At 73.6% G+C, this 12,179-nt stretch carries 13 protein-coding genes; 6 read left to right on the forward strand and 7 right to left on the reverse strand.

Annotated elements, in window-relative coordinates; translation table 11 throughout:
• Positions 1-8: 8 nt before the first annotated feature.
• On the reverse strand, positions 9-791 hold the full coding sequence (kbpA, locus tag OO63_RS23910; protein WP_030361576.1) for an AfsK-binding protein KbpA: 783 nt from the start codon (positions 789-791) through the stop codon (positions 9-11).
• A gap of 328 nt (positions 792-1,119) precedes the next feature.
• Here kbpA and OO63_RS23915 point away from each other — a divergent pair, with 328 nt between their 5' ends.
• Entirely contained in the window at positions 1,120-1,767 is a 648-nt protein-coding gene (locus OO63_RS23915; RefSeq protein ID WP_016639324.1) for a TetR family transcriptional regulator, read from the forward strand.
• A gap of 172 nt (positions 1,768-1,939) precedes the next feature.
• Here OO63_RS23915 and OO63_RS23920 read toward each other — a convergent pair whose 3' ends face one another.
• Positions 1,940-2,416: a nitroreductase/quinone reductase family protein gene (locus OO63_RS23920; RefSeq protein WP_030361575.1), complete on the reverse strand. Its 477-nt coding sequence runs from the start codon at positions 2,414-2,416 to the stop codon at positions 1,940-1,942.
• Entirely contained in the window at positions 2,416-3,786 is a 1,371-nt protein-coding gene (locus OO63_RS23925; protein ID WP_030361574.1) for an acyl-CoA dehydrogenase family protein, read from the reverse strand. The genes OO63_RS23920 and OO63_RS23925 overlap by 1 nt, the downstream gene beginning before the upstream one ends.
• 277 nt (positions 3,787-4,063) lie before the next feature.
• Between OO63_RS23925 and OO63_RS23930 the strand changes: the two genes are divergently transcribed.
• The gene (locus OO63_RS23930) at positions 4,064-5,197 is read left to right on the forward strand and encodes a thiolase C-terminal domain-containing protein (RefSeq protein WP_030361573.1); all 1,134 of its coding nucleotides are present in this window, start codon (positions 4,064-4,066) and stop codon (positions 5,195-5,197) included.
• 344 nt (positions 5,198-5,541) lie between these two features.
• Positions 5,542-6,723, forward strand: coding sequence for a serine hydrolase domain-containing protein (locus tag OO63_RS23935; RefSeq protein WP_397622268.1), 1,182 nt, complete (start codon positions 5,542-5,544; stop codon positions 6,721-6,723).
• Positions 6,724-6,759: 36 nt separating this feature from the next.
• On the opposite strand, the gene OO63_RS23940 is transcribed toward OO63_RS23935, so the two are convergent.
• Positions 6,760-7,605 (reverse strand): calcium-binding protein, encoded by an 846-nt coding sequence (locus OO63_RS23940; protein WP_030361571.1) that lies wholly within the window; start codon positions 7,603-7,605, stop codon positions 6,760-6,762.
• Between the two features lie 184 nt (positions 7,606-7,789).
• Between OO63_RS23940 and OO63_RS23945 the strand changes: the two genes are divergently transcribed.
• Positions 7,790-8,509: a pyridoxine/pyridoxamine 5'-phosphate oxidase gene (locus OO63_RS23945; RefSeq protein ID WP_030361570.1), complete on the forward strand. Its 720-nt coding sequence runs from the start codon at positions 7,790-7,792 to the stop codon at positions 8,507-8,509.
• The gene (locus OO63_RS23950) at positions 8,506-9,009 is read left to right on the forward strand and encodes a GNAT family N-acetyltransferase (RefSeq protein ID WP_030361569.1); all 504 of its coding nucleotides are present in this window, start codon (positions 8,506-8,508) and stop codon (positions 9,007-9,009) included. Before OO63_RS23945 ends, OO63_RS23950 begins: the two co-directional genes overlap by 4 nt.
• Positions 9,010-9,076: 67 nt before the next feature.
• On the opposite strand, the gene OO63_RS23955 is transcribed toward OO63_RS23950, so the two are convergent.
• From OO63_RS23955 to OO63_RS23965, 3 genes are read right to left on the reverse strand one after another with little or no spacing between them, the layout of a single operon-like run.
• The gene (locus tag OO63_RS23955) at positions 9,077-9,481 is read right to left on the reverse strand and encodes a PIN domain-containing protein (RefSeq protein ID WP_030361568.1); all 405 of its coding nucleotides are present in this window, start codon (positions 9,479-9,481) and stop codon (positions 9,077-9,079) included.
• Complete coding sequence (locus OO63_RS23960) at positions 9,474-9,752, reverse strand: type II toxin-antitoxin system Phd/YefM family antitoxin (protein ID WP_030361567.1); 279 nt, start codon at positions 9,750-9,752, stop codon at positions 9,474-9,476. The genes OO63_RS23955 and OO63_RS23960 overlap by 8 nt, the downstream gene beginning before the upstream one ends.
• Before the next feature lie 32 nt (positions 9,753-9,784).
• On the reverse strand, positions 9,785-10,231 hold the full coding sequence (locus OO63_RS23965; protein ID WP_030361566.1) for a Zn-ribbon domain-containing OB-fold protein: 447 nt from the start codon (positions 10,229-10,231) through the stop codon (positions 9,785-9,787).
• Between the two features lie 484 nt (positions 10,232-10,715).
• Here OO63_RS23965 and OO63_RS23970 point away from each other — a divergent pair, with 484 nt between their 5' ends.
• Positions 10,716-11,912 carry a flavin-containing monooxygenase gene (locus tag OO63_RS23970; RefSeq protein WP_030361565.1) on the forward strand — a complete coding sequence of 399 codons (1,197 nt, stop codon included), beginning with the start codon at positions 10,716-10,718 and terminating at the stop codon, positions 11,910-11,912.
• Positions 11,913-12,179 lie beyond the last annotated feature (267 nt).

Raw genomic sequence — 12,179 nt, forward strand, 5'->3', positions numbered from 1 at the left:
GGCCCGGTTCACATCTGGCCCGGCTCCTGGAGGACGGCGAAAGCGGCGCCCTGGTTGTCCACCAGGGTGCAGATGCGGCCGTACGGCGTGTCCTGCGGCTCGTCGCGCACGCGGCCCCCGAGGTGGCGGGCGGTGGCGGCGGCCGCGTCGCAGTCGGCGACGACGAAGTAGTTGAGGAAGTGCGGGGGCATCTCGGCGGGGAAGGACCCGCCCATCAGCGCCCGGCCGCCGATCGCGGTCTCGGGCCCCGGCCGCGCCCCGGCGGGCGACCAGATCCGGAAGTCCTCGCCCGCGTCGTCCAGATCCTGGCCCCCGTAGCCGAAGACGCCCTCGTAGAAGGGGTCGACCGTCTCCTTGGCCCGGGCGTACACCTCGGTCCAGCAGAAGGCGCCGGGCTCACGCTGAACCCCGAAGCCCACGTGCGTGCCCGCCTGCCAGAGGCCGAAGACGGCGCCCTCGGGGTCGGCCGCGAGCCCCGTCGTGCCGAACGGCCCGACCGGCATCGGGTCCATGATCATCTGCCCTCCCGCACCCTTGATCCGCGCGGCGAGGGCGGCCGCGTCCGGCGTCGCCAGGTAGACCGTCCAGGACGTGGGCATGCGCCCGTCCGGCTTGGGGGCGAGCGCGGCGACGGGCTCACCGGCGAGGAACGCCTGGGTGTAGTTCCCGTACTCCGCTCCGGCGCCGTCGTCGAAGGTCCAGCCGAAGAGCTCGCCGTAGAAGCGCTTGCCGCCCTCGACGTCGGGGAGCATCGCGTCCACCCAGCAGGGGACGCCTTCCGCGAATTCCATGAGCCCGTTCCCTCGATTCGCCCGCGGAGGGCCGCCCTGTGGCCTCCGTCACAGTCAAGCTAGCCGCACGCCGACGGGCCCGCAGCACTTCGATTCGAACACTTGGCCAATTCCGGCACGGCGGCCGAGCGGCCGGAGCCGGGCGGCCACGCACTCCTGGACGATCATTTCCGGCCGGAGCGCGGCACCCGCCCCGGGCGCCCCCACCCCGCTCCCCACCCCCCTCCCGTCACCCCAGTGCACCCCTCCGACACCCCTCTGGCACCCCTTCAACCCCATTTGCACTCGGCCGAATCGCGCTCCGATCACCCCTCGGTAAGCTGACGGCATGACAGGACAGGTACGTACCGTCGACGGCCGTGTGGCCGGTCGGCGTGGTCAGGCGACACGTCAGAAACTGCTCGACTGCCTGAGCGAGATGCTCAGCTCCTCGCCCTACCGGGACGTCAAAGTCATCGACGTCGCCCGGAAGGCGGGCACTTCACCGGCGACGTTCTACCAGTACTTCCCGGACGTCGAGGGCGCCGTCCTGGAGATCGCCGAGCAAATGGCCGCCGAGGGCGCGCAGTTGACGCAGCTCCTGGAGGGCCGCTCCTGGGTCGGCAAGGCCGCCCTGCAGACCTCGCAGGACCTGGTCGACGGGTTCCTCGACTTCTGGCGGAAGAACGACGCGATCCTCCGGGTGGTCGACCTCGGCGCGGCCGAGGGCGACAAGCGGTTCTACAAAATCCGGATGAAGATCCTCAATTCGGTGAACAACTCCCTTACGGACACCGTCAAGGAGCTCCAGTCCAAGGGCAAGGTCGACAAGGACGTGAGCCCGGCGGCGATGGCCGGCTCCCTGGTCGCGATGCTCGCCGCGGTCGCCTCGCACCAGCGCGGCTTCCAGACCTGGGGCGTCAAGCAGGCGGAACTGAAGCCGAACCTCGCGCTGTTGGTGCACCTGGGCGTGACGGGCAAGAAGCCGACGAAGTAGGCGCCCGGCACCGGAGTCCTGTCACCACGGCGGCGGATCACTGTCTGTGATCCGCCGCCGTGCTCTCCGCATGACCCCGCCGCGACGACTCTCCGCATGACCCGCCGCCGTGCTCCCGCATGACCCGGTGCGACCCGGCCCGGCCCTCCCCGCGTGCCCCCGTTCGGGTGCGCTACCTCCGTTCCAGCCGGAACAGCCGGATCTCCCGCTCCACCCGCGCCTGGTACGTCGCGTACGGCGGCCAGAACGCCAGCGCCGTCTCCCAGGCCGCAGCCCGCTCCGCCCCCGCCAACAGCCGTGCCCGCACCGGGATGTCGACCCCGCGCCAGTTGATCGAGGCGTCCGGACCCGCCAGCAGGTTCGCGGTCCACGCCGGATGCGCGGGCCGCCCGAAGTTCGACCCGACCAGCAGCCAGCTCCCGCCCTCCTCCGGCACGCACGCCAGCGGAGTACGCCGGTCGAGCCCGCTCCGCGCACCCCGCACCGTCAAGATCACACCGGGCAGCATCCGGGCGCTGAGCAGCACCTTTCCGCGCGTGAGCCGGTGCACACCCCGATCCATGGCGGGCACGACCCGAGGGGCCACACGGGCGAAGGCCCGGGTCGCGGACACCTTGCGCATCAGACGCAGCCCGACCCCGGCGGCCATCAGCGGCCCGCCCCGCCGGCCGACCGCCCCGGGCCCGCCCCGACCACCCGAACGGCGGGCGCGCCCCGCTCCGGCGCACGCGCGGCCGCCGCCCCCTCTGCCCGGTCCGCCCCCTCCCCCGCGAACAACCCGGCGCGCTCGGCCGCGTGCGCCCGCAGCCGGTGCACCGGCCCGAACAGCAGCTCGTCCCCGGACGCCCGCTTGAGGTAGAGGTGGGCGTCGTGCTCCCAGGTGAAGCCGATGCCGCCGTGCAGCTGGACGGCCTCGGCAGCGGCGGTGCGCAGGGCTTCGAGACCCTGCGCGAGGGCGAGCCCACCGGCCCGCTCGCCGCCCTCGCCGCCCTCGCCGTCCCCGTCGACCCTGCCGTCCCCGCTGCGGGCATCCGCCGCCCACGCCGCGTAGTACGCCGCCGACCTGGCCGCCTGCACCCGTACGTACACGTCGGCGAGCCGGTGCTTCACGGCCTGGAAGGAGCCGATCGCGCGCCCGAACTGCTCGCGCTCCTTGACATAGGAGACGGTGCGGGCGAGCGCGCGGTCGGCGGCGCCGACGGCCTCGGCGGCGAGCAGGACGGCGACGCGCTCGCCGGTCCCGGCCAGCGCGGCCCCCACGTCCGGACCCGTGCCCGCTTCCGCGTCGCCCAGCAACTCGCCCTCCACGTCCCGCAGTTCGAGCAGGGCGCGCGGCCGGGTCTCGTCGAGCGCGGTCTGCCGGACGCGTACGAGACCGGGGGCGTCACCGCGTACGAGGAAGAGCAGCGCACGCGACCGGGCGAACCCGCCGGTGTGCGCGGCGACGAGGAGCAGCTCCGCACTGTGGCCGTCGAGGACCTGGTCGACCTGTCCGTAGAGGCGCCAGACGCCGTCGGCCGTCCGCGCCTGCACGCCGCCCGCGCGGCCGCCGCCCGCCCAGTGGTCGCGGTGGGCCCGGTGGTCGCGGTCGTCTTCGTGGTCGCCGACGAGGCCGAGGGCGGTGGCGAGTGCGGCGCCGGGGACGGCGAGGGCGGCGGTCAGCTCGCCGGTGGCGACGCGGGGCAGCAGCTCGGCGTGGCGGCGGGGGGTGCCGAGGGCGAGCAGCAGCGGCGTGGCGAGACCGGCGGTGGCGATGAGCGGTGAGGGGGCGAGGCCCTGGCCCAGCTCCTCGCAGGCCAGGGCGAGTTCGAGGGTGCCGCAGCCGGTGCCGCCGTGCCGCTCGGGCAGGGCGAGGCCGGGCAGGCCGAGCTGTCCGGCGAGGGCGGCCCACAGCCCGGCGTCGTACCCGGCGGGGGTGCGGACGGCGGCCTTGACGTCGTCGGGGCCGCAGCGTTTGGTGACGATCTCGCGCAGGGTGCGGCGGATCTCGTCCTGTTCCGCGGTGAGGGCGGCGTCCATCGGCGGGCTCCTCTCCAGGGCCCAGCGGACCCGGATCTGACGAACCGTCACATACATTGACGGGCCGACATGCTAGGACTCCGGGGCGTGGTTGCCCAGGGCCGTGCGCCCTCCCGCGCGACGCGAGATCTGATGTACCGTCAGCTCCATGGCCGCTGACGCTGGTGCACGTGGTTCCGGAGGCTCGCGCAGGGCCGTTCGCAGGGGTGGTTCGGGAGGTGCGCGCGGCTTCGCGGGCGGGCGAGGCCCCGGACGCCGGAAGGTCGCCGTCGTAGGGGTGGCGCTCTCGGACTGCGGGCGGGTCGACGACGCGACGGCGTACGCGCTGCACGCGCAGGCGGCCCGGCGCGCGCTCGCGGACTCCGGGCTCGGCCGTGAGGTCGTCGACGGGATCGCGTCGGCGGGCCTCGGGACGCTCGCGCCCGTGGAGGTGGCCGAGTATCTGGGCCTGCGGCCCCGCTGGGTGGACTCCACGTCCGTGGGCGGCGCGACCTGGGAGGTCATGGCGGCGCACGCGGCCGACGCGATCGCCGCGGGGCACGCCGACGCCGTCCTGCTCGTGTACGGCTCCACGGCCCGCGCCGACCTCAAGGCGCGGCGGCGCACGGCGAACCTGTCGTTCGGCGCGCGCGGCCCGCTCCAGTTCGAGGTCCCCTACGGGCACACCCTGGTCGCCAAGTACGCGATGGCGGCGCGCCGCCACATGCACGAGTACGGGACGACCCTTGAGCAGTTGGCGCAGGTCGCCGTGCAGGCGCGGGCGAACGCGGCGACGAACCCCGAGGCGATGTACCGCGAGCCGATCACCGTGGACGACGTCCTGACCGGCCCGATGATCGCGGACCCCTTCACCAAGCTGCACTGCTGCCTGCGCTCCGACGGCGGCTGCGCGGTGCTGCTCGCCGCCGAGGAGTACGTGGCGGACTGCGCGTCCACGCCGGTGTGGGTCCTCGGCTCCGGCGAGCACGTCTCGCACACCACGATGTCCGAGTGGGAGGACTTCACGGTGTCCCCGGCGGCGGTCAGCGGGCGGCTCGCCTTCGAACGGGCCGGCGTCGGCCCGGCGGACGTGGACATCGCCGAGATCTACGACGCCTTCACGTACATGACCCTGGTGACCCTGGAGGACCTGGGCTTCTGCGCCAAGGGCGAGGGGGGCGCGTTCGTGGAGAAGGGCCGCCTCCTGCGGGACGGCGAGCTGCCGACCAACACCGACGGCGGCGGCCTCTCCGCCCAGCACCCCGGGATGCGGGGCCTGTTCCTGATCGTGGAGGCGGTACGGCAGCTGCGCGGCGACGCGGGCGAGGCACGGCAGGTGCGGCGGGGCGGGGGGCGGCTGCCGGAGGTGGCGGTGGTGTCGGGGACGGGTGGGTGGTTCTGCTCTTCGGGGACGGTGGTGTTGGGGAGGTAGGTGGGGTGGGGTACGCCGGTGGGGGGCGTGCGTCTGGCGTGGTCCGTAGGTCGGCCGGGGCCCACAGGTCGGCCGGGGCCCGCAGGTCGGCCGGGGCCCGCAGGTCGGCCGGGGCCCGTGCAATTCCCTTGCCCTAAGGGGTGTTTCAGGGTCGGGTCAGGGCTGTCCCTGATCACTGCGGGGGCGGATCGGCGGAGCCTTGAGGCATGGCTGCTTCTCCTGTTGGTCCGTGTTCCTCGTCCGCTCCTCCCCCGACGTCCGCTCCTCCCCCGACCGCTTCCCCGTCCGCAGCGGGGCTCCGGCCCTCCCGCAGAGCCCTCGTCCGGGGCGCGGTCGCCGGGGGCGTGCTCGCGGCGACGGCCGGGACGGCGGTGACGGGATCGGCCTTCGCGGCCGGGCGGACGGGGCGGGCCCCGCGTGGGGGTGGGGACCTGGCGCCGCTGGACCCGGCGGCGCTGCGGGCGGCCATAGCGGACCTGTCCCACCCGAGGGCCACGGCGGCGCACTTGCGTGTGGCCGACACGGGAGCGGCGGGCGGAGCAAGGGGCTCGGGCACTTCCTGGTACGGGACTTCGGGCGTCGCCGACCTCACGACGGGCCGGAAGGTGGGCCGCCACGACCGCTTCCGGATCGGCAGCATCACGAAGGTGTTCGTGGCGACGGTCGTGCTGCAACTGGCGCACGAGGGCAGAGTCCACCTGCACGCGCCGGTCCAGCGCTACCTGCCGGGCCTGCTCCCCGACACATACGCGCCGGTGCGGATCACGCACCTCCTGACGCACACCAGCGGCCTGCCGAGCGAGAGCGGCCCGGACGTTCCTGACCTGTCCACGCCGGAGGCGACAGACGCGCACCGCCACGACCGCTGGACCCCGGAGCGCCTGCTCGCGACGGTCACGCGCGAGCCCCGGACGAAGTTCCGCCCGGGCAGCGCGCAGGAGTACCGCGGCATGAACTACGTCCTCCTGGCCCTGCTGATCCGCGAACTCACGGGCCGCTCGCACGGAGCGGAGATCCACCGCCGCGTCGCCCGTCCCCTGGGCCTGACGGAGGTCACGTCGCCGGGCCACGACCCCCGCGTCCACGGCCCGCACGTCCGTGGCTACTTGAAGATGGCCGACGGCCGCCTCAAGGACTTCACCGAGTACGACCAGTCCTACTCGTGGGGCGAGGGCGAGCTGATATCCACCGGCGACGACCTGGACCGCTTCCTGGCCGCGCTGTTCGCGGGCCGCCTGCTCCCGCCGCACCTGCTCCGGCTCATGCACACGCTGCCGCCGAAAGAGGTGCGGATGCTGGACGGCTCCCCGGCGAGGTACGGCGCGGGCCTGCAGACGGCCACCGTCAACGGCGTGGAGCTGTGGGGCAAGACGGGCGAGCAGTACGGCTACGCGTCGGCGGCGTTCTCGACGGTGGACGGCCGGCGCAGGTTCGTCCTGGCGTACAACCCCGTCGAGGCGAGCGCGGCCGGGCAGCCGACGATGACGCAGCGGGTCGCGGAGGTGGTGACGCGGCGCCGTGCGTGAGGGAGCCCCCGCTCCCCCACACACGTCCGGGACGGGTCAGTCCTGGTGGAGTTCGTTGCGGCCGGAGCCGCCCTTGAGCGTGTCGGTGCCGGTGCCGCCCCACAGGACGTCGTCGCCGCTGTTGCCCCAGAGCGTGTCGTTGCCGGCCTCGCCGTACAGCTTGTCGTTGCCCTTGCCGCCGTAGAGGGTGTCGGCGCCCGACTTGCCGCGCAGGACGTCGTTGCCGTCGTCGCCGTGCAGGTTGTTCTCCTCGCGGTTGCCGGAGAGCGAGTCGTCGCCGGTGCCGCCGAAGCAGTCCTGGCCGCAGTTGACGAGGGTGTCGTTCCCGGAGCCGCCGTAGGAGCCGAAGCCCTTGGGACCGCCGCCGCCGTCGAGGTGGTCCTTGCCGGCGTCGCCGTGCAGCATGGCGTTGGCGGAGCCCTTGAGGCGGTCGTCACCCGTGCCGCCGTGGACCCGGCCCCACGCCTCGCCGTCCGCGGGCAGGGTCGCGGTGTCGTCACGGTCGCCGAGGTCGACCTGGTAGGTGTCCGAGTCGTCGGAGCCCAGGGGGACTTCGAAGGCACAGCGGACGACGGTGCGGTCGCCCGGCGAGGGGTAGGCGCACTCGTCCCACTCCGCCGCGGCGGCGCTGATGGTGATGGCGGCGCGGTCGCGGAAGGTGACTTCGTGGTACTGCTCGAACTCGCCGCGGCTGACGATCTTCTCGTCGACCTTCAGCTGGTTCTTCTGGCCGGGGGTGGCCTTGTAGACGAGTTCGTCGCCGTCGTGGACGACCGCGGCCGAGGTGGCCGGGGCGGCCTGGGCGGCGGGCGCCGCGAGGGCGGCTCCGCCGAGGGCGAGCACGAGGGAAGCGGTGGCGGTGAGGGTCCTGTAGGTGCGCATACGGAAGTGCCCTTCGGGATGTCGGTGCGCTGTGGTGCTTTCGGTACATCCCGTTAGACCAGAGGCATATGAAGGGAGTTGTGTAGTTGATCATGAACATAGGCGGTCCACGCCGTTGCCGGGATGTGGACGCGGTGGCGGGGCGTGCGGCGGGCACGGGGGCGGGCGGGACGACAATGCCCCTATGACGACACCCACGCCCGAGTCCGAGTCCCCTGCCGCGCCCGCGTCGGAGTTCAGGCGGCTGCTGCGCGCCCAGAAGGTGTGGGACGTCCGGCTGCCGGAGTTCGAGGAGCTGCTGCCGGGGTTCGACCCCGAGAAGGCGCCGCCCGCCCCGGTGGGCCTGTTCCACAGCTGGTTCGCGGAGGCCGCGCGGGCGGGTCAGCCGGAGCCGCACACGATGGGCCTGGCGACGGTGGACGCGGCGGGCGACCCGGACGTGCGGACGGTGATGCTGCACGACGTCGACGACGAGGGCTGGCACTTCGGGACACATGCGACGAGCGTCAAGGGCCGACAGCTCGCGGCGCACCCGTACGGGGCACTGCACTTCTACTGGCCGGCCCGAGGGCGCCAGGTCAGGGTGCGTGGCCCGGTGCGGACGGCCCCGCACGCCGAGGCCCTGGCCGACCTGCACGCGAGGTCGGCGGGGGCGCTCGCGGCGGCGCTCGTGGGGCGGCAGAGCGAAGCCCTCACGGCGTACGCGGAGTTGGAGCGGGCCTCGGACGCGGCGTGGGAGCGGGCCGCGCGGGAACCGGACGCCGACGCGCCGAGCTGGACGCTGTACGTGCTGACGCCCCAAGAGGTGGAATTCTTCCAGGGTGACGCGCGGAGGCGGCATGTGCGGCTGCGCTACCGTGCGGCTGGAAACGGGGGCTGGGCAAGGGAGTTGATGTGGCCGTGACGACCCACGAGGAACCCGTGGTGGAACTGCGCCCCGCGACACCGGCCGATGTGGCGGCCATCGCTCGGATCTGGCACGAGGGCTGGGCCGACGGCCACCTCGGCAACGTACCGGCGGCGCTGGTGGCGGTGCGCACGGCGCAGTCGTTCGGCATGCGGGCGCCGCAGCGGGTCACGGACACGGCCGTGGCGACGGTCGGCGGCGAGGTGGCCGGTTTCGTGATGGTGGTCGACGACGAGGTGGAGCAGGTGTACGTCGACGCGCACCACCGGGGCACGGAAGTGGCCCGCGCGCTCCTCGCCGAGGCGGAGCGCCGGGTGGCGGCGAAGGGCCACACCCGCGCGTGGCTCGCGGTGGTCAACGGCAACGCGCGTGCCCGCAGGTTCTACGAGCGCAACGGCTGGACCGACGAGGGCCTGTTCGAGTACCTGGCGGCGAGCGACAGCGGCCCGATCCATGTGCCGTGCCATCGGTATGTGAAGCGGGTCGCCGACTCCTGACCGGTCGACCAGGCAGGACACGGCCGGACGGGCACCACAGCCGGAACGGTCACAACGGGCACGACGATCACACGGCCACGACGGTCACGGCTTCCTCCAGGCCCTTGAAGTCCTCCATGTTGCGCGTGAAGAGTGGAACTTCCTGAACCGAGGCGATCGCGGCGATCATCAGGTCGAGCCTGCGCGGGCGGGGATTCCGGCGGGCCGCGAGGACCAGGGCCACGAGCGTTCCGTACCGTGTGGCCGCGGCGCCGTCGAACGGCAGTGGGTCGAAAGCCGAGACGGCGTCCGCGAGCCTCTCCGTGCGTCGCGCCCGCTCGCCGGGGTCCTTGGCCATGGCGACACCCTGCTGAAGCTCCGCCATGGTCACCGCTGTGAGCCTCGGCCTGGCGGGCAGGCACCCGGGGTCGAGGTCCGCGAGATCGACATACACACACGTGTCGAGGACGCCGATGGGGTGCCGATCAGCCACGGGTGGACTCCCAGGGGTCCTCGTCGCCGACACGGTCCTCGCCGCCGAAGAATTCGTCGGCCTCACTTCGCATCTGCCTGTGGTCGACACGTGGCAGCTTGCGGGCACGGGCGACGAGTTCTTCCGCGCTCAGCTCTCGCCGACGGGAGAGGGGGCGTAGTTCCGCGACCTCTATGCCGCTACGAGTGATGTGATACGTCTCGCCCGCCTCGACCGCGTCCATGACGGCGGCGGAGTTGTTGCGGAACTCACGCTGCGTGATGGTCTTCATGGAGCGAGCGTAGCACTGCGAGACACAGCGTGCTACGCATTCACGCACGGCCGGAACACCGGTACCGTCACGCCCTCGGTGAGCTCCCGGAACGTGACCTGGAGAGGGAGGCCGGGGCGCGGGGCGACGCGGGGGCCGTCGTCGGGGGCGACGAGTTCCGTCATCATGCGGGGGCCTTCGGCGAGGTCGACGACGGCGGCCGTGTAGGGGACGCGGGTGCCGAAGGGCGGCAGGTCGTTCCGGTGGACCACGGACCAGGTGTAGAGGGTGGCGCGGCCGCTCGCGCGCTCCCAGGTGACGTGCTCGCTCCAGCAGTGCGGGCAGAACTCACGGGGGTAGTGGTGGGCGCGGCCGCAGGCGGGGGCGTGGCAGCGGCGGACGAGGAGGTGCCCCTCGGCGGCGGCGTCCCAGTACGGGCGGGTGAAGGGGTCGGGTTCGGGGAGGTCGAAGCGCGCGCCCGGGACCTCCACCCCGCTCACCGGAACACCCCGCACCCGCGCCCGGCCGCGACACCCGCACCCTCGGCGCACCCCGCACCCCCGGCACACCCGGCGCCCTCGCCGCACCCCACGCCCCCAGCACCCCCCGCACCCCCGTCGAACCAGCCCTTCTCCCCCACACGCCACCCGCCCGCCGACCACCGCACCCCCTGCCCGATACCGGGCACAGCCGACCGTCCACCGCCACCGCCGAGCCGGATCCTGTCCATGCCACGACCTCCCCAGTGCTCCACAGTTCCGCACGACAACACCCGCCGATCCCCGCCCCTTCGCACCGCATACACCCCACAGAGGGACGCAACGGACGGGAACCAAGCCTTTCTGACGGTACGTCAGTTCAGCGCGCCCGGCGGCGGGGCGCAAGACGGGGGCGCGGAGGGGGCCGGGGGCGCGTGATCGGATCGCAACCGGTTTCGGACTTGTCCGTCACCCATCAAGTGACGGCGTGGTTACTCTCCAGAACATGGCCGACTCCACCACCCCCCAAGCGCGCCGCAGCCAGCGCCCCGCGCCCGGCCGCCCGGCCGACGACCATCCGGTGTACGTCATCGGCGGCGGCCCCGGCGGACTCTCCGTGGCGGCCGCCCTGCGCGCACGCGGCGTACGCGCCGTCGTCCTGGAGAAGTCCGACCGCGTGGGCGCCTCCTGGCGCGGCCACTACGACCGGCTGCGCCTGCACACCACGCGCCGCCTGTCCGCCCTGCCCGGCCTCGCGATGCCGCGCTCCTTCGGCAGGTGGGTCGCGCGCGACAACGTGCTGCGCTACCTGGAGAAGTACGCGGAGTACCACGAGCTTGAGGTCGTCACCGGCGTCGAGGTCTCCCGCCTCGAGCGCACCGCCGACGGCGCGGGCTGGCTGCTGCACGCCACCGGCGGCCGCGAACTGACCGGCAGCGCGGTCGTCGTCGCCACCGGCTACAACCACACCCCGCACCTGCCGGACTGGCCGGGCCGCACCGCGTACACCGGCGAGCTGCTGCACGCGAGCGACTACCGCGAGCCCTCCCCGTACGCGGGCAAGGACGTGCTCGTCGTCGGCGTCGGCAACACCGGCGCCGAGATAGCCGTCGACCTGGCCGAGGGCGGCGCGGCGCGGGTGCGGCTCGCGGTGCGCACGGCGCCGCACATCGTGCGCCGCTCCACCGCCGGCTGGCCCGCGCAGCGCTCCGGCATCCTGTGCCGCAGGCTCCCGGTGCCCGTGGTCGACCGCCTGGGCCGCGCCATCGCCAAGGTGAGCGTGCCCGACCTGTCCGCGCACGGGCTGCCGCGACCGGACACGGGCCTCTACACGCGGGTCCGCCAGGGCGCCATCCCGGTGCAGGACGTCGGCCTGATCGACGCCGTCCGCAAGGGGCTCGTCGAGCCCGTCGCGGCCGTCGAGTCCTTCGACGACGACAAGGTGGTCCTCGCGGACGGCACCCGCGTCGGCCCGGACACCGTCGTCGCCGCCACCGGCTACGTCCGCGCCCTGGAGCCCCTGCTCGGCCACCTCGGCGTGCTCGACGGCCGGGGCCGACCCCGCGTGCACGGCCCGCGCACCGCCCCCGAGGCCCCCGACCTGTACTTCACCGGCTTCACCAACCCCATCAGCGGGATGCTGCGCGAGCTGGCCAGGGACGCGGGGAAGATCGCGGGCGCGGTGGCGAAGCGCCGTAAGTAACCGGCCAGTTCGCCTCCGCACCCTTGGCACGGGCGGGCTTCTGCGGTTCCGTGGTGGTACCGGTGTTACCGGGCGTACGCCCCGATCGCACCCGCCCCGACAGCACCACCCACCCTGACGGCACCACCCACCCCGACGACACCACACACCCGCGACTCACCGCACCCGCGACTCACCACACCCCGCGATTCACCGCACCAAGGCAGCAGCTCCCGTGCCACGGCAAGCCGGCCTCCCCCGCGCCGTCGTACAAAACCCGCAGCCCCA

Origin of the sequence: Streptomyces alboflavus (assembly GCF_000716675.1) — a bacterium.
Taxonomy (GTDB): domain Bacteria; phylum Actinomycetota; class Actinomycetes; order Streptomycetales; family Streptomycetaceae; genus Streptomyces; species Streptomyces alboflavus.